Below are 25371 nucleotides of genomic sequence, written 5' to 3'. Positions count from 1 at the left end.
GTAATTACTTCCACCCAATCTAGTATTATCCTAATTTTTAATGATGGAAATGGTTATGTGGAGAACATGAAGACCAAAACGGCATATGGAAATAAGAGAAATGGTCTTCATCAGTGGGATGAAGACCAAAACAGCGTGGGAAAAGGAGGAGAATGGTCTTCATCAGTGGGATGAGGACCAAAACGGCGTGGGGAAATAAGGGAAATGGTCTTCATCAGTGGGATGAGGACCAAAACGGCATAAAAATAAGAGGGGAATGGTCTTCACCAAAGAAAGAATATGAAACATGTCCTTTAAGAGAGCAAAAAAGAAGAACATTCGGGATGTTCTTCTCGTGAAGTATTAATTATTGTTGCTGCCATTCTAGTAATTTACGATCGGAAGGTAGCAAGAAGGCTAAAATACCAAATACAGGTAGTAAAGCCACTCCAATCATTGTTGTTGTTAATCCTAATGTATCAATAATTGCCCCTAGAGCAACTGAACCAATTGCTCCCATACCAAATGCTAACCCGACAGTTAAACCGGACATTGTTCCAATTTTCCCAGGAACAAGCTCTTGAGCATACACAACAGTAACTGAAAAGCTTGACATCAAGATAATTCCGATACAACCAAGCAGGATCAGAGAAGCAGTAGGGCCAACAAAAGGCAGCAATAATGTAAACGGCACTGTAGCAAGTAAAGAAACAAGAATCACATTACGTTTACCGAAACGGTCTGCTAGTGGGCCACCAAGAAATGTTCCAACTGCACCCATCACAAGGAATGTAAAAATGTATAGCTGTGAGGTAGCAATTGTTAAGTCGTATTTTTCAATGGCATAAAAGGCGTAGAAGTTAGAGATCGCACTTCCGTACCAAGAACGAGCAAAAATGATGAAAATAATGATAATGAGAGCATTACGAATTGCTTTTGATAGTGATTTACTTTTATGTTCTACTTGTGGCTTTGCCTTTCTTTCAGCTTTCATAATTGATAGCTTAGTAGAATACCATTTTGCAATATAGATTAGAAAGCAAACGGCTAGGGCGGCAACAACTGTAAACCAAATTGCGCCAAACTGACCTAATGGCACTAGAATTAATGCTGTAATAACTGGTGCAAGTGCCTGACCGCTATTTCCACCAACCTGGTAGATAGACTGAGCCAACCCTCTACGGTTTCCGGCTGCCATATAAGCAACCCTCGAACCTTCAGGATGAAAAATAGCTGAACCGAGGCCTATAAAAATAACCGATAGAAGAATTGTGATAAACGAAGGAGCAAAAGCTAATCCAAGAACACCTAGCATACTACTTGTTAGTCCAATCGGTAATGCATAGGGCATAGGGCGTTTATCTGTATAAAATCCTACAACTGGCTGCATAACAGACGATACCATATTTAATGAAAAAGCAATAAGACCTAGTTGAGTAAATGTAAGCCCCATTGATTTCTCTAAAATAGGGAACATTGCCGGAATAACTGACTGAATGCTATCGTTTAAAAGATGGCAAAGACCAATGATAAATAAAATGTTATAAACAGTTCCTGAATCTTTTTGATAAGAAGCAGGCTTTTTGGGAATCGAAGCAGTAGACATGTTTTTTTCTCCCTTATATAAATTGTTTCGAAGTACGAAAAGACTCTAATAGTCATATTATTGTCATCACTTGGAAAAAATTCAAGGGAAAGTTAAGAAGGGCACTTCAAATATTTGAAGCACCCGATAAAAATGTGGTTTATGATTTACCAAGCACCCATTTGCTTTTCATGAACATGGCATATGCTATAAAGAATGTTAAACAAATGAATGCTGCTGAGCTTCCAGCTACTAATAATATGCTTGTTGTATCATAAATACCGTAGATTAACTGTTTTATTAATGCATAGATATTGAGAAATGGAATAAGAAAATGCATGGTTGATAATTCATTAGCCGAGACACCGATTAAGATGAAGTATGGAACCATCGCCAGAGTTGTAATCGGTGAGATATAATTTTGTGCTTCTTTTAAGTTGTTTGCCATTAAGCTGATAAGCATTTGTAAACTTGAGATTAATAATGCAAAGAAGATAATACCGACTAATAAGCTGATCGTGAAAAATCCTATATTTTCATCCAATTGTAATGCATCTGCAAGGTTTTCTGTAAAGACATTTACCCCAATAATGAAGGTAATGACAGAGAAAATTCCACTCACCATACTTAATGTGCTTATAGCTAGCCATTTACCAATGATAATATGAAGACGATTAACTGGAGTCATTAGTAAAGCTTCCATTGTTTTACGTTCTTTCTCACCTGCAAATAAATCATTTGCTGCTGGTAGTCCTCCCATTAAAACGGCTAATACGATAATAAGCTGAGCAAAGATCGAAATTAAGTAAAGTGACGTATCATCGCCTTCACTCATGCTTTTGATGTTGATTTTAAAAGGCTCTAAAGATGTTGGATCAATATTACTTTCAACTAGGTATTGCTGAATATACTCTTGTTGTTTTAAAGCTAGCGTATTTGCAATTAAATCCTGGGTGCTTCCTCCTTTTGTACTAGTTGGATCAGCTTGAACAATTACTTCAGGAATTTCATTGTTTTCTAACTTCAGACTGAAATTTTCATCGGCAGAAATAGCAACTAATGCTTCGCCCTCTTCTACTAAATGAACAGGATTATCCGTAGAAACGATTTCGATTTCGTCTAATTCCTCCAGCCAATCTAAAACGAGTTTATCCGTATTCTGCTCCACTGCAACGTTTACTTGTTCAACAGAATCATCCATAATGATCTTTTCCATAAAAAACAATAACCCAATGTTAAATAATATTGGTAGCATGACGCTGAGCATAATGGTTTTACGATCTCTCATTGAATCTTTCAGTTCTTTTATAAAAACATGCCAAGTCATTATTCATTCCCCCTAATAATACGAGACATAAAAATGTAGTTTAAATCATCACTTTCTTCTTGCTTGTATAAGTCCTCGGTAGATCCGTTATAAATCATTTCTCCTTTATGAATCATAATAATAGATTGGCAAAGCTGTTTTACCTCTTCCATAATGTGACTGGAGAAAATAATGGTTTTCCCCTCACGTCTAAGCTGATGAATAAGTTCTCGAAACATATTTGCTGAGGTAATATCTAATCCTGTTGTGGGTTCGTCTAATAAAATGATCTCCGGGTTGTGGATAAGGGTTCTAGCTATCGTGACTTTTTGACGCATGCCTTTTGAAAAGCCTCCAACCTTTCGATCCATATATTCCTTCATACCAAATCGAACGGCAAGCTGATGAATTCGATTTTCGGTTTCATTTTTACTTAACCCGTGGAGCTTTGCAAAATAGGCAAGATTTTCACGGGCTGATAAACGATCATAAAGTCCAGTCTCACTTCCGAATAGAACACCAATCCGCCCTTTAATTTTCATAGGTTCTTTATGAATATCAATTCCGTCAATCATAATGCTGCCCTCTGTTGGCTCTAACATAGTCGATATCATCCTAAGGAGAGTTGTTTTTCCTGCACCGTTTTCCCCAAGTAACCCAACTACATCTCCTTTACGGATTTCACACGTAATATTATTTACTGCCTGTATGGTTTTCTTTTTATCTTTAAAGGATCTTGAAACATGATTTATCCTGATCATCCTTTTTCCTCCTTGATTCCCTTAATCTATTACAATCATAAGAGTTCAGCATAGTAAAAACATCCATCCTGTCGTGAAACTTCCTTTTTTTGTCGTGAAAATGCCAATTTCTTTCATGAACATGATAAAATATTGGTAAAAAATTCTATGAAAGAGTGCGCATATGATAAAAGTTGGTTTAGTTGATGACCAAAAATATGATTTGGAGAAATTGCAGATCACGCTTTCGAAAGAAGCTGATATTGATATTGTCTTTTCGACGAATAACTCAGAGGAAGCCTACAAATTAATTAAAAGTGAGGATATTGATTTACTTATTACTGACATTGAAATGCCGGAATTATCAGGATATGAATTAGCCGATTTTATACACAGCTACGCAATGGATATAAAGGTGATATTTGTAACCGGTCATAGTGGATATGCGGTACATGCCTTTGAGTTAGATGTTTTGGATTATATTATGAAACCATTTTCTAAAGAAAGATTGCTTAGAGGAATTAAACGATTGCAAAAGAAAAAAGAGGTAGCTGATAAAACAAAGCTGGTGCTTAAAAATAAATCTGACATTTTTTTTATTGATAAGAAAGGAATTATTTATATTGAAAGGACGGGAAGATCGACAACCATTTATACACATGAAGGCGAGTTTTCTACCTATCAAACATTAAATGAGTTGGAAGAAGAGCTAGCGGGTTCACATTTTGTTCGTTCTCATAGAGGGTTTATTATTAATATTCATTATGTGAAGAACTTTTCATTATATACAAAAAACTCCTACACCGTTCATTTTCAAAAAACAAAGAATACAGCTATTATTACAAAATCAAGTCTCGATAAACTACAAGATCAATTTTATAACTAGGAGTAAGCTTGTGAATTCTATTTTATATATCGTGTTTCTATGCAGTTTATATTTAATTGCATATTTAAAACTATTCATAACTCAACATCATCTAATGGTGATACTTTTGTTTGGGATTCATCTAGCGGTTATCATGTTACATCGTAAAGAAATCAAATTGCTTCCGTTTTCTCTATCCACTTTATCTTTTAAAAAGACTAGTTACTTAATCGTTCTTCAAGTATTATTTTTAGCAGTTATCATAACAACGGTACAGGAAACTTCTCAAATCATTTCCGTAATCGGGATGTTTGTTTGTGAAGTTGTTAGGTTAAGGAAGCTGCCTTTAGAAGTAAAAGGACAGTATGAGCTTCAGCAGTTGTCTAAAAAATTGGAAGAGATGAATCAACATTTTTTAACCGTAAGATCACAACGACATGATTTTCTAAAGCATGTTAGTGCTTTAGATTTTCTTATAGAACATGATAAGAATCATAAAGCAAAGGAATACTTTCGCACCCTGCTTGGTGAATATGATGGGGTCAATCAGGTAATAAAAGGGGAGGATGCTCATATTTCTTCCATTTTATTAAAATATAAACAATTAGCAGAACAAGCAGGAACAGATATTGAATATAAATTTAATGTACCAGTCTCATCATTACCTATGGAGTCAGTTTACCAGGTTCAATTGATTACAAATCTCTTAGAAAATGCTGTTGAGGCTTCACAGAGTTATCACGCTATCTATAATCACTCCTCTGTTACTTTTAAAACAGAAAGTCATGGTGGAATTTATATTCTTGAAATCATGAATCATGCTATCTTTACTAATAAGAACGAAATAGATGATTTATTTGAAAAGTTCGGTACAACATCAAAGGGGAAAGGTCATCAAGGTTTAGGGACCTTTATTATCTCTAATTTAGTAAAGTCACATAATGGTCGATTATCCATTCAATATATTGAAAATACCATAAATATAAAGATAAAAATCCCACTAATCGTGAAAGGCTGATTCGAATAATGAGTCAGCCTTTTGTGAGGTTATTTATTGTGATTAACTTTTCAACAAGATATCTAATGCTAATGGCTAAGAGGATATAGATGGGAAATGAGTATAAATGAGACCAACTTATTGGTATATAGATACCTAGAAGCTTAGCTATTGGTTCGAAAATAAATGAGAAGACTGCAGCTAGGACGATAGAGGCGAAAATGTAGGATCTCCATTTGGTGAAAAATTGATAAAGTAGCATAAAATAAATGGAAATCATTAGGTCAATGCATAAGATTCTTGGACCCCAAGGTAGAATCATTTTTGGATATTCCCAAATTTGTAGCTCCCCTCCAAGAGTGTCCAAAAAGGTTACGATATTTAATGTGATGAACCCAAACAAAAGAATCGTTAGCAGTCTGCTTTTGTCTAATAAACGTATCCATACAATAAATAAAATAATGAACGTAACAATAAGGAACCACCATTGAAAGCTAAAAATAATATCATGTTGGTAATATTCCCAACGCATTTTTGAAAGTTTCTCCTGAGTTTCCATAATATCAGTTATGCTTGGACTCATCTCATACCTCACAATGTAAAATGTTGTTACTTATTATAGGTATTTTGCTGAATATTATGAGTGCTAGTTGAAACAATGTTAATTTCAGATAAGAATCTATCTTCAATCATCATATTATTTTTTTCATGTAATCTTGTTTCAAGGTAAAATTATCACTAACGCATTTAAAGATACTTAACACTATTGATTATTATTCTAATAAATAGTAGTGATGAAACATAAAATGATATGAAACTTATTGCTCGTTATCCAAAGTGTAGACAATATACTTAAAGTAAGCTGGATTCATTATTGATCTCTTACTATTATCTGGGGGCACTACATACAATGATAAAATTAAAATCATTTCTACATCCATACAAAATACCAATGGTCGTTGCATTGCTATTAATGTTAGCTGAGTTAACAGTGGAGTTGTTACAACCTTTGTTAATGGCAAAAATTATTGATGATGGAATACTTAAAGAGGACTATTCGGTCGTTACATTTTGGGGCGCCGTGATGTTGGCTTTGTCTTTCCTCGCGTTTGCTTCAGGCATTATTAATTCTTTTTATGCTGCACACGTTAGTCAAGGCTTTGGTTTTGATATAAGAAAACAGTTGTTTGTAAAGGTTCAATCCTTTACTTTTGAGAAGCTAAGTAAGTTTCCAGCATCATCTCTTATTACAAGAATGACTAATGATATTACACAGCTACAAAATACGCTGTTTATGGGACTTAGAATCATGTTAAGAGCCCCACTTCTTGTTATTGGCTCAGTAATTATGTCCTTTTTTGTAAACACTGCTTTAGCAACAGTCTTTGCGTTTGTTATTCCATTTGTTATTATTCTACTTATTTGGATTATGAAAAAAGGTAGTGGTTTATTTAAAAAGGTTCAAGCTAAATTAGATTCTGTGAATGATGTGTTAAGAGAGAATCTAATGGGGATGAGGTTAATTAAGGCTTATGTTCGTAGAGGTCACGAAATTGAACGTTTTACAAAAGCCACTGATTCATTAAGGGATTCAACAACAAAAGCATTGCGAATGATTGAAATGGCAATGCCGATCTTGCTTCTTATTATGAATATCGGGATTATCTACATTTTATGGAACGGTCAAGTACAGGTTGCAAGTGGAAATGTTCAGGTAGGTGAAGTGGTTGCAATTGTCAACTATGGACTAAGAACAACAGCAGCTTTATCGATGTTTTCCTTTATTGTTATGTTTCTTTCACGCTCTCGTGCTTCAGCTTCACGTGTGATGGAAGTTTTAGAAACAGATGGAGGGGAAGAAGAGTCTGTGGGGAAACAGGTTTTACTCCAAGACGGAAGTATCTATTTTAATCATGTTTCATTTGTTTATCCTGGAACTAGTGAAAGAGTATTAAAAGATATTTCTTTTCATGTGGAAGCAGGTGACACGGTTGCGGTAATGGGTGGCACTGGGTCTGGGAAGTCATCTCTTTTTCAGTTAATTCCAAGGTTATATGAAGTAGACTCTGGGAAGATCTTAATCGATGAAGTTTCAGCTGAAAGCATGGATATTGAGTGTTTGCGTAATCAGATAGGCTTAGTTCCTCAGGAAGCCGTACTATTCTCTGGGTCAGTAAAGGACAATATAGCGTGGGGGAAAGAGCATGCTTCATACGAAGAGATCATTGAAGCAGCAAAAGCGGCACAAATTCACGAAACAATTATCAAGCTACCTAATCAGTATGAAACAAAAATAGGGCAAAAAGGGGTCAACCTTTCAGGTGGACAAAAGCAAAGATTATCTGTCGCAAGAGCTTTTGTCCGCAGACCAAAAATTCTTTTGTTAGATGACAGTACGAGCGCCCTTGATGTGAAAACAGAAAAGAAATTACTGAATGCTTTAAAGAACTATACCTGCACGACTTTACTTATTACCCAAAAAATTAGTACAGCACAAGAGGCTGATCATATTCTATTGTTGGATGAAGGGAAGGTAGTAGCTTATGGACATCATCATGAGTTATTAGAAAGCTCCCTTCTCTATCAAAAAATCTATCGTTCGCAAATGATGGAGGAGGTGCCCGATGTTAAAGCATCTAACTAGCCCATTTAAGTATGAGAGAATGTCCCTGGACAACCACAATCCGCAAATGAAAAAGCGAAAAGTCGGGTTTAAAGAGGGGTTGCAAACGGTCTTTAGGATTTGGAGATATTTATCCGAAAAAAAGGGTCAGTTTTTCCTTGTGCTGGTTATGGTTATTTTAAGCTCAGTCTTAGGGTTGTTAGGGCCATATTTAATTGGAAAAACAATTGATGAACATATTGTTACATTAGCAACTGATGGTTTGACTTTCATGGTTATGGGGCTTATAGCCGTTTTCATACTCCATTCAATATCCTTATTCCTGCAAAATTACTGGATGATTGGTATCTCACAATATACAGTAAATAAAATGAGGTTAAATTTGTTTAACCATCTCCATTACCTTCCTATTTCATTTTTCGATAAACGACAGCATGGGGAACTAATGAGTCGAGTGACAAATGATATTGAAAATGTTAGCTCAACCTTAAATAGCTCAGTTATTCAAATCTTTTCAAGTCTATTGACCTTAATTGGAACAGTGACAGTTATGTTATGGTTAAGTCCCTTATTAACGCTTATTACTTTATTAATTATCCCTCTTATGGTTATCGGTATGAAGTGGATTACTAGACGTACCGGAAGTCTTTTTAAGCAGCAGCAACAACGTTTAGGTGAACTTAATGGTTATATTGAGGAAGTAATATCAGGGCAGAAGATGATCAAAGCCTATTCGCAAGAACAAAAGGTAATCGAAAGCTTTATAGACAAAAGTAATAACTTAAGAAAATCAGGGTTTTGGGCTCAAACGATTTCAGGTTTTATTCCTAAGGTTATGAATATGCTCAATAACCTTAGCTTTGCTATCATAGCGGGAGTTGGGGGGCTGTTTGCTCTGAATGGTATGATTACTATAGGTACGATTGTCATTTTTGCAGAATACGCAAGACAATTCACGCGACCATTAAATGACTTGGCAAACCAATTTAATACGTTATTATCAGCAATAGCGGGAGCTGAAAGAGTGTTTGATATTCTTGATGAGGAAAAAGAAAAGGATTCAAGCTCTTCAATGACTGTTACCGATTTAAATGGAGAGGTCCGCTTTAAAGCTGTTTGCTTCTCGTACGAACAAGGAGAGGATAAGCAAACGATAGAGGATGTGAATATTCTTGCACATCCTGGAGACACCGTTGCTCTAGTGGGGCCAACAGGTGCCGGGAAGACAACTATTATTAATTTAATAGCCCGTTTTTATGATGCTGACCAAGGTTCGATATACATTGATGGGAAAAATATAAACCAAATAAGCAGGGACAGCTTAAGAAGTCAAATGGCATTCGTTCTGCAGGATACCTTTCTTTTTAAAGGGACAATTTTAGACAACATTAGGTATGGGAGAATGGATGCATCTGATGAGGAAGTTATGGAAGCAGCAAAGCTTGCTAATGCAGAATCATTTATAAAGAAGCTGCCGAAGCAATATCATTCACTCATTCAACATGACGGAAATGGAATTAGTCATGGTCAGAAACAACTACTGGCTATTGCTAGAGCAATGCTTGCAGACCCGAAAATATTAATTCTAGATGAGGCGACGAGCAGTATTGATACGATTACAGAACTACGAATTCAAGAAGCGTTATCGAGGTTGATGGAGGGAAGAACAACCTTTGTCATTGCTCATCGATTAAACACAATCAAAATGGCTGATCAAATTATCGTTTTAAAAGATGGGAAAATTATTGAAAAAGGAACACATAAACAATTACTAGAAGAACGAGGATTTTACTTTGATATGCAAAGTCAAAGTGAAACTGGAGTTATTGCAAAACCTTCTTACTAATGTAAGAAGGTTTTTCTATTGTTTTTTTGTTTACATTGGTAATGTTTACATAAACTCAATAATCCATTTACAAAAATATACATTATCTTTAAACCAACTTTATAATTCATTGATACTATAAAGTTGTGAAGGACAAGTGAATAGATTAGGTTGTGAAAATGAGAAACCATAAAAAGAAATAGGAGAATTACGTTATCGTAACCCCTGTGTTTTTTTATGGTTTCTTTATTTTGCTATTCGACCTTCAAGTCAATATGAAGGAGTGGGTAGGATGGACATGCTACAGGAATTTACAAGAAGATTGGAAGAAGATCAAGTGATTTCATCTATCAAAGATCCAAAAAGTCTGGATCAGTTTTTAAACACAAATATACAATCGGCCTTTTTATTAACAGGAAACATTAGTGTGATAAAGAGATATGTTGACTTACTAAAGAAAAACAACCGATTTGTTTTTTTACACATCGAAAAAATTCCCGGAATTAGTTATGACCGTGAAGGATTGAAATTTATAGCAAAGTATGTAAAGCCAACTGGAATTATAACAACAAAAAGCTCACTTATCCAATTAGCAAAAAAAGAAGGGTTGTTAACGATCCAAAGACTCTTTTTAGTTGATACAGATGCGGTGAAAAATGGCTTGCAAACAGTCAATGACATTAAACCGGATGCTCTTGAGGTTATGCCTGCTCTTATTCCAGAAATGATTAGCAAGCTAAAAAGAGAAACAAATCTTCCTATTATTACAGGTGGACTTATACAAAATCAGCTACAAATTGAAGCGGCATTAGGTAGTGGAGCAGTGGCTGTTTCAACTGGAAGACCTTGGCTTTGGAAGACCCGTAAAGAGGAGAAGCTTCGTATCTAAATTTAAATGAGGAGGTTAACAGAATGAAGCGTATAGAGCTGAAAAATGTGACAAAATCCTATGATGGGAAAACAGATGTGATAAAAGAAATTGATGTCACGATTGAACCGGGTGAATTCTTTGTGTTAGTAGGTCCATCTGGATGTGGGAAAAGCACAATGCTTCGCATGATTGCTGGGCTTGAGGATATATCAAAAGGGGAGCTATTTATTGGTGACGTTCTTTCCAATCAACTACCACCAAGTCAGCGGAACCTTTCAATGGTGTTCCAAAACTATGCATTATATCCACATCTAAATGTTGAACAAAATATTACGTTTGGCTTACATACGAAGAAAATTTCAAAATCTGAACAAAAGAGAAGGTGCCTAGAGACGGCTGAAATGCTAGGGTTGTCTGATCTATTAGATCGTAAACCGCGGCAATTATCAGGTGGACAACGACAAAGGGTGGCATTAGCACGTGCGATTGTGACACATGCACCGATTTGTTTAATGGACGAGCCTCTATCTAACTTAGATGCAAAGCTAAGGGCGAAAATGAGATCAGAAATTAGGCAGATTCAAAGAAAGCTAGGAATTACGATGGTCTATGTTACACATGATCAAACAGAAGCAATGACAATGGCTGACCGTATGATGATTTTACATAGCGGGAAAATTCAGCAAATTGGTAGACCAATTGATATCTATAATAGCCCAGCAAACACGTTTGTAGCATCCTTTATCGGCGCACCTCCGATGAATCTCTCAGAAGTATCAGTTAGGGACAATCGTTTACTGTTTGATGATAATCGCTCGATTTTACTAGCTAATGAGGTTGCTAGTCTATTACCTAAAGATAAGAAGCTAATGGTAGGAGTTCGTTCTGAGGATGTAAAGCTTGCTAAAGACGGCAAGGTGAGTTTTTTCGCTGAGGCTGTGAATGTAGAGGTGCTCGGTACAGAAACATTAATTACATTTGAGGTTGGTCATAAACAGTGGATAGCGAAATGGAACGGGCAATGGAACGTTGATATTGGAGAAAGAATACCTTTGTACATCACACCTTCAGATCTTTATATGTTTGATGCTGCTAGTGGGGAGTGTTTGTGGCATCAATCTAATAGATTCGATCAACACTCTCTCAAGGAGGCAGTTTTATGAGTAGCTTGCCTGATATATCGTCACCTTCACTTAAAATAAAAACAAACTCTAGAGTCAAGAAAAGCACGTTGCCAAACCTTTTAATAGGACTACTCTATCTGGCACCATCTATTATCTTGTTTGGATTATTTCTTTTTTATCCAATGATACGTACGTTATATCTAAGCTTTTTTTTGACAGATGGACAGGGAGTGCCGATTACATTTGTAGGCCTTGAAAATTTCACTTACCTTTTACAGTCTAAGAGCTTTCAACAAAGTCTTAAAGCAACGGTACTCTTCGTATTGTACACAGTTCCGCTAGGGGTGGTGATTGCCTTATTTTTAGCTGTCATTGCGAATGAAAAGGTGAAGGGAATAGGCTTTTTTCGAACGATGTTTTCTTCCACGATGGGAATGAGTGTTGCGGCTTCTTCGGTAATTTGGATGTTTATGTATAACCCGGCAATAGGAATATTAAATAAATTGGTCACTGCAATTGGTGGCTCTGAAATTCAGTGGTTACTAGACCCGAAATATGCCCTGTTCTCTGTTGCAGTGTCAACAATTTGGATGAATACAGGATTTGCTTTTCTTATTTTGTTAGGTGGGTTGCAAAATATTGATGATTACTTGTACGAGAATGCTGAAATAGCAGGAGTAAGCTATTGGTATAAACTTAGAAAAATAACAATTCCGATGTTATCTCCCACTCTATTTTTCGTTATTACGGTATCGTTAATCAATGCATTTCAAACCTTTGGTCAGATCGATATTTTAACAAAGGGAGGACCAGTGGAGTCCACAAATGTTATTGTGTATTCCATCTATAAAGATGCCTTTATAAACTATAATGTTGGATCTGCAAGTGCTCAAGCAACCATTCTTTTCTTCTGTATTTTATTTATTACCATTCTTCAATTTAAGCTTGGGGAACGGAAGGTGCATTATCAATGAGGAGTTTGAAAAGAATTGTCTTATATATATTGTTAATTGTTTCAGTTATTTTTATGGTGTTTCCAATTTTTTATGCATTCATGATCAGTTTTATGCAAGGAGGAGAGGTACTCAAAGGTAATCTAATCCCTAATAGTTTTACATTGGAAAACTATAAATCTGCTTTTGAAAAGGTTCCTCTTCTTCAATATCTCTGGAATAGCTTTTATGTGTCAACTGTTGTTATGGTAGGCCAAATAATTGTATCCAGCTTGGCGGCATTTGCCTTTGTGTTTATATCTTTTAAGGGAAGAGAGCTTATCTTTTTCTTATTTATTTCAACAATGATGATTCCTTGGGAAGCAACGATGGTGCCGAATTTTATAACCATCCAAAAACTAGGATGGTTGAATTCCTATTCTAGTCTTACCATTCCTTTTTTCGCATTAGCATTCGGAACGTTTTTGTTAAGACAACAATTCAAAACAATACCTAAGGAGTTGTATGAAGCCTCACAGGTTGCTGGAATAAGTCGCTTTCGCTTCTTTTGGAATGTTGTTTTACCAGTTTCAAAAACAAGTTTAATTACATTAGGAATCTATAGCTTTTTAACCACCTGGAATATGTACCTATGGCCGTTGCTTGTCACAAACAACGAAAGTGTTCGAACGGTACAAATCGGTTTAAAACAGCTGCAGTCACAAGAAATTTCTACCGAATGGGGGGTGGTGATGGCAGCAGTCGTTGTAGTTATTCTTCCAACACTCATATTATTGTTTATCGGTCAAAAACGTCTTCAAAGTGGACTTACTCAAGGTGCAATTAAGTAATGAAAAATAAGGGGGACTTATTCATGAAGAAAAAATTTCTAATGATTCTATCTGCTTTGCTTTTATTGTTAGTAGGAGCTTGTTCAAGTTCAAGCACGAATTCTTCTGGTACAAAATCAGATGCTGAAGGGACAGAAACTGAGGAAACAGCAGGAAAACAAGAAGTTGTGTTTTGGCACGCGATGAGTGGAGATCTTGAAACAGTATTAAATGATATAGTTGCTGATTTTAATGAATCTCAAGATAATATTGAAGTAAAACCGGTTTTCCAAGGTACATACGAAGAGGCACTAACAAAGTTCAACACTGTTGCGGGTACTGAGGACGCTCCAACAATCATGCAGACATTTGAGGTTGGAACAAAGTATATGATTGATAGTGGTCACGTTCAGCCTGTACAAAAATTTATTGATGAAGAAGATTATGATACATCACAATGGGATAAAAACATTTCAAATTACTATACAGTAGATGGCGAGCAATATTCTATGCCATTTAATTCATCAACACCAGTCTTAATTTATAATAAAGATGCGTTTAAAGAAGCTGGATTAGATCCTGAGAAAGCACCGATGACATATAGTGAACTAAAAGATGCTGCGAAACAATTAACAAAAGCAGAAGGTGGAGATACAAGTCAATATGGATTCTCTATTCTTAATTATGGTTGGTTCTTTGAAGAGATGCTAGCAGAGCAAGGTGGTCATTATGTTGATAATGAAAACGGTCGTTCCGGAACTGCAACAAAGGCTACATTTAATGATAAATTAGGGTTAAATGTATTTAACTTAATTTCAGATATGTATAATGAAGGAACATTTTATAATGTAGGACAAAACTGGGATGATATGCGTGCAGCATTCCAATCAGGGAAAATGGCGATGTATTTAGATTCTTCAGCTGGTGTAAAAGCAATTGTAGATAATGCTGATTTTGAAGTTGGCGTTTCATATCTTCCAATTCCTGATGATGCTGAAAGAAATGGAGTTATTATTGGTGGAGCATCAGTGTGGATGTCAAGTGGCATTGATGAAAAGAAACAAAAGGCTGCTTGGGAATTTATGAAGTATTTAACTACTCCAGAGGTTCAAGCAGACTGGCACGTGAAAACTGGTTATTTTGCAATTAATCCTGCTGCATATGAACAAGACGTTGTAAAAGAGGAATGGGAAATATACCCACAACTTAAAGTAACAGTTGATCAATTACGCGATACAAAGGCTAACACGGCTACACAAGGAGCACTGATTTCTGTATTCCCTGAATCAAGACAAAAAGTTGTTACAGCAATGGAGAACTTATACCAAGGAATGGATCCCAAGGAAGCTCTTGATCAAGCTGCTGAAGAAACAAATCGTGCATTAGAGGTTGCTAATAAAAAGCAAGGAAACTAATGAACTTTAGGTATTTTAAAGTAAGAGTAGAATGTTATTTACCACCTCTTTCGGCCCTTGAAGGATCTTTTCTTCCGGGGTCTTTTTTTAGAGATTACTAGTATAGGAGATTGGATATGAGTAATAAAGTAGAAATCTTTGCGCACCGTGGGATAAGTGGACTGTACCCGGAAAATACAATGGCTGCATTTAAAGCAGCGGCTGAAATAGGAGCACATGGTATAGAATTAGATGTACAAATATCACAGGATGGAGAGCTTGTTATCATTCATGACGAAAGAATTGAACGGACAACAAATGGAGTGGGATATGTAAAGGATTTAACATTAAATAGATTAAAACAATACGATGCAGGAAGCTGGTTTCATGTAGACTTTCAAAATGAAAGAATTCCTACACTTAATGAAGTGTTAGAGTGGGTAAAAACACTTTCATATAAATTGATTGTGAACATCGAATTGAAAAATGATCGAATTAAATATGAAAATCTTGAGGAAAAGGTGGTACGTTTAATTCATGAGCTGAATCTCGACCAACAATGCATCATATCTTCATTTAACAGAGATAGCTTAAAAAAGATCTATGAGATTGATCAAAAAATAGAAACAGCTCTACTATTTCAAGGTGTACCAACTGATGTGTTAAATATAGCCAAAAACCTCCATGTACAAGCTCTTCATTGTGAAGCGGTATTTGCGCAATCAATTTTAGGGAGAAAAGCAAGCTTAGCAGGTTATCCAATGAGAGTCTATACAATAAATACTTTAGAGGATTTTCATTCGCTAGAGAATACCTGTGCTTCCGTTGTTATGACTGATTTCCCTCAGATGTTTCTCTCATTCTGAGGGTATGGTATTCTTGTAGTCTATTACTATTGTGAGAAATTTATTACAAAAATTTAATTATTTTTATTCTTATGGTAAGAAAAGTAAAATTATTATTTTGGTATATCATATTTATTGGCATTTTTCTCGATAGTTTTTTTAGTATTACTTATGTTAAACTAGTTGATGTTATTTTGGTTATGCTATTTTAATAGTGTCCATCATCATATATTTCCTAGCTTAACTTCATGTTATAACTCATGGTATTTTAAATTACTTTATTATAATAAAATAAAATGTGAGATTACCTAACATTGCTATTGTGTTATATGGAGATATTGATTATAATTTTAAAAGATAGAAAATTCAGCTTTTTATAAAAAAGGGGGTTTTGTTTATGGAGGGATTTGTTTCTGCCTTAAACAGTGTCTTGTGGAGCACACCAGTCATTTATATTTTACTAGGTGTGGGATTGTTGTTTTCCATTTTAACTCGTTTTCTACAGGTAAGACACATTAAGGAAATGGTTAGGCTTATGTTTCAAGGTAAAAGCTCTGAAGCCGGGGTATCCTCATTCCAGGCACTTGCGATCGCACTTTCTGGACGTGTAGGAACAGGAAATATTGCCGGGGTAGCTACTGCAATTGCCTTTGGTGGTCCTGGAGCAGTATTTTGGATGTGGGCAATCGCTTTTATCGGGGCATCAAGTGCATTTATTGAATCAACGCTAGCTCAGATTTACAAAGTGAAACAAGATGGTCAATATCGTGGGGGTCCTGCTTATTTCATTGAAAAAGGAATTGGCTGGAAATGGTTTGCTGTTCTATTTGCATTTGCAGCATTAATTGCAATGGCGATTTTAATGCCTGGTGTACAATCTAACTCAATCGCACTTGGTATGGAAAATGCATTTGGAATTCCTAAAGCAATTACTGGTCTTGCAGTTGTTGTACTTCTAGCGGTTATTATCTTCGGTGGAGTTAAAAGAATTGCCAATGCGGCTCAAATAATTGTGCCATTTATGGCGATTGGTTATATCGTTTTATCACTTATTATTATTCTTATGAATATTACAGAGTTACCTGCAGTTATTTCTCTTATTTTCCGAAGCGCTTTTGCGTTAGATTCTGCTTTTGGTGGACTAATTGGTATGGCTATTGCTTGGGGAGTAAAACGTGGTATTTACTCTAATGAAGCTGGTCAAGGTACTGGTCCTCACATGGCAGCTGCAGCAGAGGTTTCACACCCTGCTAAGCAAGGCTTAGTTCAAGCTTTTTCTGTTTATATTGACACGTTATTTGTATGTTCAGCAACAGCATTTATGATTTTATTTACTGGTATGTATAATACAGAAGCACCTGATGGTTCGTTTATCGTTAACAATCTAGAGGGAATTGAGGCAGGTCCTGGCTATACACAAGCAGCAATTGATAGTGTTATTCCAGGATTTGGAGCAGGGTTTGTAGCGATTGCATTGTTCTTCTTTGCTTTTACAACCATTATGGCTTACTACTATATTGCTGAAACAAATATTGCATACCTAATCCGTGGTAAAAATAACAAAATTCCAATGTTTCTTTTAAAAGTTATTATTTTAGGAGCTACTTTCTACGGAGCAGTTAAAACAGCAAGCTTAGCTTGGGCTCTAGGTGATGTTGGATTAGGAATTATGGTATGGCTAAACGTTATTGCAATATTAATTCTTGCAAAACCAGCATTACTAGCGCTTAAAGATTATGAACAACAGAAAAAACAAGGAAAAGACCCTGTTTTCGATCCGAAAGCATTAGGCATTAAGAATGCTGACTATTGGGAAACTGAATACAAGAAGGATCAAGATCAAGCGTCGTGAGGAAAAGGCTAACCATTTGGTTAGCCTTTTTTGGTGCCTGGCACTTCCCGGAATTTGTCGAATTAAAATAAGCTAATTGTACATATTAAAAATGATATTGCTGTAAGGAGGGTTACACTTATGTCTAAAGAAGGCAGACAGAATTCAGAACAATCAAGTAAGCAAATTGCAAAGCAACAAGGAAAAAATGATATTGAATTTGGTACAGATGTTCAGATAGGAGATAGTCAGCACCAGAGCCAAAAGAAAAGTGGTAGACAGGTAAATAAAAAATAAATTGAAATGATAAAGAAGCAGCTAATTAAATAGTTAGCTGCTTTCTTTGGTTCCTATTTCAATTTTTCTTTCATCTCATCGGTCATGTACTGATCAGGAATAGAACCATACCACTCATTCCCGTCTTTTAAAATGAGTTTCACATAATAAGTATGATCTGATGAATACTCAGTAAAGTGGCGAATAATTGTTGTTAGAGACTCTTGATCAGTTATTGTTGCATGCTTTTGCCCTGTTTGATAATACTCTTCTGCTGAGAGCATTTCTTCAGCTGGATTTTGAGGGTTTACACTTGTCATTTCGGCTTCTTTAATATCGTTAGCATCAATGCGTGCATCTTCTAAATAATCATGCTCCTCTAACCATTTCGTAACATTTTCATAGGATTTTTTCCACTCAATTGAGTAGCCATCAAAAATATATTCTTCGTTGTTACTACGCTTGAATTCTATGTCGATATAAGCCCAAGGAGAAGCTGGACTAACAATATCTTCAATAGATTGAGTGAGAATATCCTTTTCTAAAACTCTTCTAAACTCTTCAATTTCTTTTTCGTCTGAAATCGTAATCGAACTAGAACGATGGCTAGGACCAACTGGATTAATTCTCATGTTCAAAATATCATTTCTTTGTAAATGGAAGTAATGGGGTTGGTTAACAAGATAACTATCCGATTCCAGAACTGGTGTAAGTTGTTTTTGGAATGCATCAGCAGGTAATTGATACTCACGTGTAAATTGTTTACCATTCTTCATTCGGTAAGTAATGAATCCTTGTACTTTGTTTATTTCTGAATGCTTCTGTGATTCTATAAAATCTTTTTGATTGATAATTTCTTCATGCAAGTTTCTAACGTCTTGGATATAAAGCTTATTATCCGAAAATGGATCAATTTCATTCCTCATCAATTCCTGCATATCATATTTATTACCGAAGTACACTTCTTCGATTTGATCCATTCTAGGAAGATTCCCTTCATAATTGATTAAGTCTGTTTTAATCCCTAATAGTACGACGATAAAAACAACACTGTAAATGATAATGCCTGTAAAGAAATGGAGGCGAAGGATACGCCATGTTTTGAGTAAAACCATTTCAGCTACTGTGTAGCCAATTAATGCTCCGATAATATAGCCAAAAATAATCCAACTCCAATTTAGATCACCTGTAGCAGAAAAATAACTACCACCTAAAATCATACTGCAGAAGGTTACTCCATATTTAAAGATCGGTTTTAAGAAAGGAAAGGCAATAACATCGGTTGCCCGTTCTAGCTGTCTTAATTTGTATAAAACTAAACCAATAACAAAAAAGAACACCGTAAAAATAATATAAATCATTATTTCAAGTGTTGAATATGGTTGAGGTTCATCCCAAGTTCCAACAAATCGTAGAAATGGAGATAGGTACATAAGCTTTTCTTCTATAAAGGCTGTCGTAAAACCAAAGAGAAGAAAGGATAGATTATAAGTAACCATCGTAACCATACCAATTGGTAAAAACAGAAAAATATAAGTTAAAATTGCCTGTACAGTTGACATCCCTGTGATAAAACCAACTGCAATGGAAAAAGAAAACATCATGCATGTTAATAAAGTGACTACACCAAACCATGACAATAGATCTAAAATGGTTAAGATTCCCGAAAACCCTTCAATTGTATTTGTTACAAAGTATGTAATAACAGCGGTTAATAGAATAGGTACAATTAATAGAAGTAGGCCGCTTATTACATGACTGAAGTATAATGTTTCTCTTCTAATTGGAAGACTATGGACCATATCTACTGAAGCTTCGTTTTGGATGTAGCGGAACAGTAATAATCCGGCAGCAACTGGGACTGCAAAATATAGAACAATTTGTATCTCTGGATTCACCATTAGATAATTTTTATAATCTGTAAAAATGACATATTTTCTAGATGCGATTTGAAGGAGGCCAAGTGGTAATGTAAATAATAGACTGACTAAATAGACAAGGCTAATCCATCCAAATTGTCTGAAGTCCTGCTTGATTACAGCATTTTTATAGAAGGATTTTTTCGATTTCATAACCCACATCCTCCATTTCATAAATGAATATTTCCTCTAAAGTTAGTGGCAATAAATCATAAAGCAAAACATCTGTTGAATGAATGATTTTGCTGATTTTTTCTTCACTACCTCGAACAATTAAAAGAGAAACGCTTCCTCGTTTTTCATAATGTAAAATATTTAGCTGATTTAATAGATGCTCCTCATGTGTAGGATCAGCTAAAGCTAGTTGAACCTTGTGTGTATCAGATTTTAAGTCATCTATTTCTTTTTCGATCATAATTTTTCCCTTATGCATAATCCCCACATGATCACATAAGTCCTCAATTTCTCGAAGGTTATGAGAAGAAATAATGATCGTCATTTCTCTTTCAGCTACATCTTGAAATAATAGATTTTTAATTTTTTGCCTCATAACAGGATCAAGTCCGTCAATTGGTTCATCGAGAATCATAACATCGGGCATTGCCGATAAAGCCAGCCAAAAAGCTACTTGCCTCTTCATTCCTTTAGATAATCGATGTACCTTTTTATTTAAGCCGATATTAAACGCTGAACTTAGCTGCTCAAAACGTTTCTGGTTCCATTTTGGATAGTACTCTCTATATTGAGATGCCATTTGTGCCACTGTCGCTTGTGGGAAAAAATAAAGAACATCAGGGATAAAGATAACCCGTTCCTTTACTTGAACATGTTCATATGAGGGGATATCATCAATCAGTATCGTACCCTTATCAGCTCGATTAATGCCTGCGATTATTTTTAAAAGTGAGGTTTTACCAGCTCCATTAGAGCCTAACAATCCATAGATTGATCCTTTTTTAACATGTAGGGTAAGGTCATCTACAGCAAGGTGTTCATTATATTTTTTACTTATGGAATTTACCTGAATCATTATGTTTTTTGACCCCCTTTGTTTGGTGATGTGCTTCGTCAAATAATACGTATAAATCTTCTTTTGTTAAGCCTAAGTAAATCGCTTCGGCAATGAGTTTTCTGATGTCTTTTTTTAGATCATTCAATTGTTCATTACTTGGCATATGTTCTATTGCCGAGACAAAATTTCCCTTCCCTTTAATTGAATAGATGTATCCTTGACTTTCAAGTTCACGATAAGCTCTTTGTATCGTATTTGGATTAATGGTCAATTGACTTGAGAGCATTCGAACAGAAGGTAATTGCTCATCAGGCTTTAGAATCCTATTAATGATCAGTTCTTTGATTTTGTCGACTAATTGCTCATATATGGGCTTTCTGCTTCTTACATCTAATTGAAACATTCGTAACCCCCTTCGTCTTAACTGTATTAATATTCTTAATACAGTTAATGGTAAAGTGTTAAGGAAGATTATGCAATATAAATTTAGATAAAATTATGTCATTGTGTAGGTATAAAGATATACAAAGATGCAACAAATGTTATACAATAGGATATACGTTAAACCGAGAGGGTGGAAGACTGATGTTTGGATTAAAGAAGAAATCAATAGAAGATTTATATACATTTCAACCAATAATTAATTTTCCTGAAGACCATGAAATTGCAGTAGTTTCTGATAAAGAAATTTCTTTAAGGCTTCAGTATATGGGCTTTAAGGCTGAATATCTTGAAGTTTTGCAACAATCACAACCATTTTTACTGGAGATTATTGATGAGGTACTACAAAAAGTACTCAATCATCTTTTCAAGCAACCACTTCTAACAAAGATTGCCACAGAGCATTCAACTAGAGAGCGTTTGTATCAGGTATTTGTTCATTATTTTAAAAGTATTTTAAGTGGAAAGCTTGATGAAGAATATTTTCAAATGAGAAAAAGAATCGGAAGTACACATAATGGGGCTAATCTACCAGCATCATGGTTTATTGCTACTTATTCGGCATTGAATACACTGCTAATTCCCCAAATTGTGAAAAAGTTTGAAAAAGATCCTGAAACGCTAACAAGAGTTCTTCTAGCTATAACACATGTAACGAACCTAGATTCACAACTAGTAGTAGAAAACTATATTGGATCAAGAATGAATGAGCTAAAGCAATTAAATGCAACCAAAGAGCTACTACAGAAAGAATTAGTTGCCATTAGTCAAGAAGTCGCAGCTTCAGTAGAAGAAACGGAAGCAACGATCTATGAAACAAGTACGAAGGCTGACCAAATTCGACAGGAAACAGAAATTACTCAGAAAAGCAGTCAAAATTTAGTTAGCTTAACTAACGAAAATGAAGTGCAAATGGGCTCAATGATTGGTACCTTTAATGATGTTATCGGTGGAATGGACAAGTCGATCAAGGGAATTCTGAATTTGAAAGATACTTCAGAAAAGATCCTGGCTATGACAAAAAGCATCGAAGAAATTGCGGACCAAACAAATTTATTAGCATTAAATGCCTCAATTGAAGCAGCTAGAGCTGGTGAAGAAGGAAAAGGCTTTGCCGTTGTTGCATCAGAGGTAAGGAAACTAGCTGAAAACTCTAAAAAGATGAGCAATGAAATAAAAATATTAGTTGAAAGAAATAATAACTCAACTAAACATTTAGTTGAAAATATGAAAGCTATGAATGACTCAACTCACGCATCACAAGCTAAAATTCAGCAGGTAAAAGGCGGACTACTTACTGTAAAGATGGAAATGGAGAACTATTTATCAATGTTTGATCGTAACAAACATGACCTTGATTCTATTGTTTCTTCTATTAAAGAAATTAATCATACAATGAGCAGTTTATCCGTATTAGCTAACTCTTTATTAGAGAAGGCTGAGGATGGTCAACAGTAAAATGTAGGAGAAGCCGCGTAATGCGGCTTTTTTGTTGAGATACTTATGCGGGCTATTTTTGTCGATTGATAGATTATATGGCAAAGTTGATAGATTATCGGGAGAAGTTGATAGATTTAAGCTGAAAGTTGATAGATTTTTTCAAGAAGTTGATAGATAAAAAATGAAGTCCCTCATTTTCCCTCCTTCTCTCCTACTTTTCTTACTATTAACTACCTGTTATGCTATACAATAGATAAAACTGTTGAAGGATTGGATAATATGAGCATATTACAGGTAGAAAATTTATATAAAACATATGGTGAAAAGGTGTTATTTGACCATATCTCGTTTACCATTGCAGAAAAGCAGCGAATTGGATTAATAGGAGTTAATGGAACAGGAAAATCAACACTATTAAAGGTGATTGCGGGACTAGAATCAGCTGATTCTGGAGAGATTACACATTCAAATACGATTCGAATTGAATATTTACCACAACAGCCAGAGTTAACTGAGGGCTTAACAATCTTAGAACAAATTTATTATGGTGATGCCCCAATTATGCAGGTAATGAGAGAGTATGAACTATCTCAAAGTGAGCTTGAACAGGATCCAGAAAATGAAACAAAGCTAAAGCATCTTATGAATATGCAACAGAAAATGGATCAGCACGATGCTTGGGAAGCAAACACTGTAGCTAAAACAGTATTAACAAAACTAGGTATAACTGACTTCCAAAAGCCAGTAACCCATTTATCTGGTGGTCAAAAGAAACGGGTTGCGATTGCTAAAGCTCTAATTCAGCCTGCAGACATACTCATCCTCGATGAGCCGACGAACCATCTTGATAATGAGACAATTGAATGGCTTGAAGGTTTTCTAGCACAATATAAAGGTTCTATTGTTCTGATCACGCATGATCGTTACTTTTTAAACCGTGTAACAAATCAAATATTTGAATTAGATCAAGGTCAGCTTTATACCTATTCAGGTAACTATGAGGTGTTCTTAGAGAAAAAGGCTGACCGGGAAAGTAACGCAGAGCTTGCTGAAGAAAAACGTCAAAACCTGTTAAGACGAGAATTAGCTTGGCTAAGACGAGGTGCAAAGGCAAGGACAACAAAACAAAAGGCTAGAATTGGTAGAGTAGAGGAACTACAGGATCAAAAAGGTCCTGCAGCAAAGCAAGATTTAGATTTTGCGATTGGCTCCACTCGACTAGGAAAAAAGGTGTTGGAGCTTGAACATATCTCAAAAGCTTATGACGGAAGAAAGCTTATTGATCATTTTAGTTATTTAGTTACCCCTGGTGAAAGGCTAGGCATCATCGGTCCAAATGGAACAGGAAAATCAACTCTTTTGAATATTATGGCTGGCCGTATTGGGGCTGATGAGGGAACAATTGATGTAGGCACAACAGTTAAAATTGGTTTTTATACACAAGAGCATGAAGAGATGGACGAAAACCTTCGTGTGATAGAATATATTAAAGAAACAGCTGAAGTAGTTTATACGATTGACAATCAAGTCATAACAGCTGAGCAGATGCTTGAACGCTTCTTATTCCCCCGTTCAGCTCAGTGGACCTACATTCGGAAGCTATCAGGTGGAGAAAGAAGAAGGCTCTACTTATTAAAAGTTTTAATGGAGGAGCCAAATGTTCTCTTTCTTGATGAGCCAACAAATGATCTTGATACGCAAACATTAAGTGTACTAGAAGATTATCTGGATCAATTTCCAGGAGTTGTGCTAACTGTATCACATGATCGCTATTTTCTTGATCGTGTTGTGGATCATTTAATCGTTTTTGAAAGCAATGGAACTATTACTCGATTCCAAGGCAGTTATTCAGAATTCATGGAAGAGAAAAAACTACAGGAAATGAATGCAGTAAAAGAAGAACCAACAGCTGAGAAATCCTCATATAAAAAAGATAAGAAAAGACGCCTCTCCTATAAAGAACAACAGGAATGGGAAGGCATTGAGGATAAAATTGCTGAGCTAGAGGAACGAAAAGAGCAGCTGGAACAGGAAATTGCAGCAGCTGGGAGTGACCTCGGCAAAGTACAAGAGCTATATAAAGAGCAAGAGAAAGTCGACCAAACATTGGACGAAACAATGGAACGCTGGGAAGAATTATCGCTTCTAGTTGAAGAAATTGAACAGAGTAAATAATGGAAAAGACTTAGTGCATCCTATGGAATGTATTAAGTCTTTTTTACTTTTTGATGGTTCTTAGGTATTGTTTTGAAAGGGGTAAGGTCTTTTTTAATTAAACATTTGTTTAGTGCGGAAAATCGAGTTGTTTTTTCGTTGTCCCGTCAATATTGTAGCTGATTAAATCAAAATCGTGAGGCGTTAAGTTGAAACAAGGGTTTGTCCCATCAAAAGAGCGGAAAATCAGGTCAAATGCAAGTTGTCCCGTCAAAATGTCCTCCCATCAAGTCAAAATCACAAGACGTTAAGTCAAAACAAGGGTTTGTCACGTCAAAAGAGGGTAATATCAGGTCGGTTGTAAGTTGTTCCGTCAATATGC

General features: G+C 35.6%; 22 protein-coding genes. 15 read left to right on the top strand and 7 right to left on the bottom strand.

Annotated features, from left to right (window positions below; genetic code table 11):
• The first annotated feature begins 170 nt into the window (after positions 1-170).
• The gene (locus ACEWK1_RS10740; RefSeq protein WP_416636220.1) at positions 171-338 is read left to right on the top strand and encodes a hypothetical protein; all 168 of its coding nucleotides are present in this window, start codon (positions 171-173) and stop codon (positions 336-338) included.
• A gap of 8 nt (positions 339-346) precedes the next feature.
• Here the strand turns inward: ACEWK1_RS10740 and ACEWK1_RS10735 are convergent, their stop codons facing one another.
• The 3 genes from ACEWK1_RS10735 to ACEWK1_RS10725 form a co-directional block, all read right to left on the bottom strand.
• Positions 347-1585 carry an MFS transporter gene (locus tag ACEWK1_RS10735; protein ID WP_416636219.1) on the bottom strand — a complete coding sequence of 413 codons (1239 nt, stop codon included), beginning with the start codon at positions 1583-1585 and terminating at the stop codon, positions 347-349.
• Between the two features lie 139 nt (positions 1586-1724).
• Positions 1725-2891, bottom strand: a complete 1167-nt coding sequence (locus ACEWK1_RS10730) for an ABC transporter permease (RefSeq protein WP_121664404.1) — start codon at positions 2889-2891, stop codon at positions 1725-1727.
• Positions 2891-3631, bottom strand: a complete 741-nt coding sequence (locus ACEWK1_RS10725; protein WP_416636218.1) for an ATP-binding cassette domain-containing protein — start codon at positions 3629-3631, stop codon at positions 2891-2893. Before ACEWK1_RS10725 ends, ACEWK1_RS10730 begins: the two co-directional genes overlap by 1 nt.
• A gap of 163 nt (positions 3632-3794) precedes the next feature.
• Here ACEWK1_RS10725 and ACEWK1_RS10720 point away from each other — a divergent pair, with 163 nt between their 5' ends.
• Both ACEWK1_RS10720 and ACEWK1_RS10715 read left to right on the top strand, forming a co-directional pair.
• Complete coding sequence (locus ACEWK1_RS10720) at positions 3795-4496, top strand: LytR/AlgR family response regulator transcription factor (RefSeq protein WP_121664406.1); 702 nt, start codon at positions 3795-3797, stop codon at positions 4494-4496.
• Between the two features lie 10 nt (positions 4497-4506).
• On the top strand, positions 4507-5493 hold the full coding sequence (locus ACEWK1_RS10715) for a sensor histidine kinase (protein WP_121664407.1): 987 nt from the start codon (positions 4507-4509) through the stop codon (positions 5491-5493).
• 13 nt (positions 5494-5506) lie between these two features.
• Here the strand turns inward: ACEWK1_RS10715 and ACEWK1_RS10710 are convergent, their stop codons facing one another.
• Positions 5507-6055 carry a CBO0543 family protein gene (locus ACEWK1_RS10710; protein WP_251397904.1) on the bottom strand — a complete coding sequence of 183 codons (549 nt, stop codon included), beginning with the start codon at positions 6053-6055 and terminating at the stop codon, positions 5507-5509.
• A 327-nt stretch (positions 6056-6382) separates the two neighbouring features.
• Between ACEWK1_RS10710 and ACEWK1_RS10705 the strand changes: the two genes are divergently transcribed.
• The 10 genes from ACEWK1_RS10705 (at position 6383) to ACEWK1_RS10660 (ending at position 18044) form a co-directional block, all read left to right on the top strand.
• The gene (locus ACEWK1_RS10705; protein ID WP_416636217.1) at positions 6383-8116 is read left to right on the top strand and encodes an ABC transporter ATP-binding protein; all 1734 of its coding nucleotides are present in this window, start codon (positions 6383-6385) and stop codon (positions 8114-8116) included.
• Positions 8097-9941, top strand: coding sequence for an ABC transporter ATP-binding protein (locus tag ACEWK1_RS10700; RefSeq protein ID WP_416636216.1), 1845 nt, complete (start codon positions 8097-8099; stop codon positions 9939-9941). The genes ACEWK1_RS10705 and ACEWK1_RS10700 overlap by 20 nt, the downstream gene beginning before the upstream one ends.
• 271 nt (positions 9942-10212) lie before the next feature.
• Positions 10213-10809, top strand: coding sequence for a glycerol-3-phosphate responsive antiterminator (locus ACEWK1_RS10695; protein ID WP_121664411.1), 597 nt, complete (start codon positions 10213-10215; stop codon positions 10807-10809).
• 23 nt (positions 10810-10832) lie between these two features.
• Positions 10833-11954, top strand: coding sequence for an ABC transporter ATP-binding protein (locus ACEWK1_RS10690; protein WP_251406933.1), 1122 nt, complete (start codon positions 10833-10835; stop codon positions 11952-11954).
• A complete protein-coding gene (locus ACEWK1_RS10685; RefSeq protein ID WP_251406932.1) occupies positions 11951-12889 on the top strand; it encodes a carbohydrate ABC transporter permease in 939 nt (312 codons plus the stop codon). The genes ACEWK1_RS10690 and ACEWK1_RS10685 overlap by 4 nt, the downstream gene beginning before the upstream one ends.
• A complete protein-coding gene (locus tag ACEWK1_RS10680) occupies positions 12886-13698 on the top strand; it encodes a carbohydrate ABC transporter permease (RefSeq protein WP_251397894.1) in 813 nt (270 codons plus the stop codon). Before ACEWK1_RS10685 ends, ACEWK1_RS10680 begins: the two co-directional genes overlap by 4 nt.
• A gap of 23 nt (positions 13699-13721) precedes the next feature.
• Positions 13722-15092 carry an ABC transporter substrate-binding protein gene (locus ACEWK1_RS10675; protein WP_416636214.1) on the top strand — a complete coding sequence of 457 codons (1371 nt, stop codon included), beginning with the start codon at positions 13722-13724 and terminating at the stop codon, positions 15090-15092.
• Between the two features lie 116 nt (positions 15093-15208).
• On the top strand, positions 15209-15937 hold the full coding sequence (locus ACEWK1_RS10670; protein WP_416636212.1) for a glycerophosphodiester phosphodiesterase: 729 nt from the start codon (positions 15209-15211) through the stop codon (positions 15935-15937).
• Between the two features lie 376 nt (positions 15938-16313).
• Positions 16314-17768 (top strand): alanine/glycine:cation symporter family protein, encoded by a 1455-nt coding sequence (locus ACEWK1_RS10665; protein WP_251397888.1) that lies wholly within the window; start codon positions 16314-16316, stop codon positions 17766-17768.
• Between the two features lie 120 nt (positions 17769-17888).
• The gene (locus tag ACEWK1_RS10660; protein WP_416636210.1) at positions 17889-18044 is read left to right on the top strand and encodes a hypothetical protein; all 156 of its coding nucleotides are present in this window, start codon (positions 17889-17891) and stop codon (positions 18042-18044) included.
• Positions 18045-18097: 53 nt separating this feature from the next.
• Here the strand turns inward: ACEWK1_RS10660 and ACEWK1_RS10655 are convergent, their stop codons facing one another.
• Genes ACEWK1_RS10655 through ACEWK1_RS10645 form a run of 3 tightly spaced genes read right to left on the bottom strand, consistent with a single transcriptional unit; the run spans position 18098 to position 21357 of the window.
• Positions 18098-20095, bottom strand: coding sequence for a hypothetical protein (locus ACEWK1_RS10655; protein ID WP_416636209.1), 1998 nt, complete (start codon positions 20093-20095; stop codon positions 18098-18100).
• The gene (locus tag ACEWK1_RS10650) at positions 20070-20972 is read right to left on the bottom strand and encodes an ABC transporter ATP-binding protein (protein ID WP_121664419.1); all 903 of its coding nucleotides are present in this window, start codon (positions 20970-20972) and stop codon (positions 20070-20072) included. Before ACEWK1_RS10650 ends, ACEWK1_RS10655 begins: the two co-directional genes overlap by 26 nt.
• Entirely contained in the window at positions 20947-21357 is a 411-nt protein-coding gene (locus ACEWK1_RS10645; RefSeq protein ID WP_121664420.1) for a GntR family transcriptional regulator, read from the bottom strand. Before ACEWK1_RS10645 ends, ACEWK1_RS10650 begins: the two co-directional genes overlap by 26 nt.
• Positions 21358-21539: 182 nt before the next feature.
• On the opposite strand from ACEWK1_RS10645, the gene ACEWK1_RS10640 reads away from it, so the two are divergent.
• Both ACEWK1_RS10640 and ACEWK1_RS10635 read left to right on the top strand, forming a co-directional pair.
• Positions 21540-22853 (top strand): protoglobin domain-containing protein, encoded by a 1314-nt coding sequence (locus ACEWK1_RS10640; RefSeq protein WP_416636207.1) that lies wholly within the window; start codon positions 21540-21542, stop codon positions 22851-22853.
• Between the two features lie 261 nt (positions 22854-23114).
• Positions 23115-25010, top strand: coding sequence for an ABC-F family ATP-binding cassette domain-containing protein (locus tag ACEWK1_RS10635; RefSeq protein ID WP_251397874.1), 1896 nt, complete (start codon positions 23115-23117; stop codon positions 25008-25010).
• Positions 25011-25371 lie beyond the last annotated feature (361 nt).

Origin of the sequence: Metabacillus sp. YM-086 (genome assembly GCF_048059995.1) — a bacterium.
GTDB lineage: Bacteria > Bacillota > Bacilli > Bacillales > Bacillaceae > Metabacillus > Metabacillus litoralis_B.
This window is presented reverse-complemented; position numbering and strand designations above follow the sequence as displayed.